We start from the raw sequence: 259 nt of genomic DNA, 5'->3' as shown, positions 1-259 counted from the left end.
CGCGTCGTCTCGAGATGTTCTCGATCACCACGATGGAGTCGTCGACGACACGTCCGATGGCGATCGTGAGCGCGCCGAGGGTCAGGATGTTGAGGGTGTTGCCGCTCCACCACAGGCCCACGAGCGTGATCAGCAGCGACAGCGGGATCGACACGGCAGCGATGACCGTCGAGCGCCACGAGCGCAGGAACGCGAGGATCACGAGCACGGCGAAGAGCAGGCCCAGCCCGCCCTCGACGGAGAGGTCATGGATCGACTG

At 65.6% G+C, this 259-nt stretch carries 1 protein-coding gene; it reads right to left on the bottom strand.

Going from position 1 to position 259, the window contains the following annotated elements:
- On the bottom strand, positions 1-259 hold a 259-nt coding region (locus ABY44_RS00825), incomplete at both ends, for an efflux RND transporter permease subunit (protein ID WP_431640736.1).

The sequence above is a fragment of the Burkholderia sp. ZZQ-2 genome, assembly GCF_050768715.1.
Classification (GTDB): Bacteria; Pseudomonadota; Gammaproteobacteria; order Burkholderiales; family Burkholderiaceae; genus Burkholderia; species Burkholderia cepacia.
This window is presented reverse-complemented; position numbering and strand designations above follow the sequence as displayed.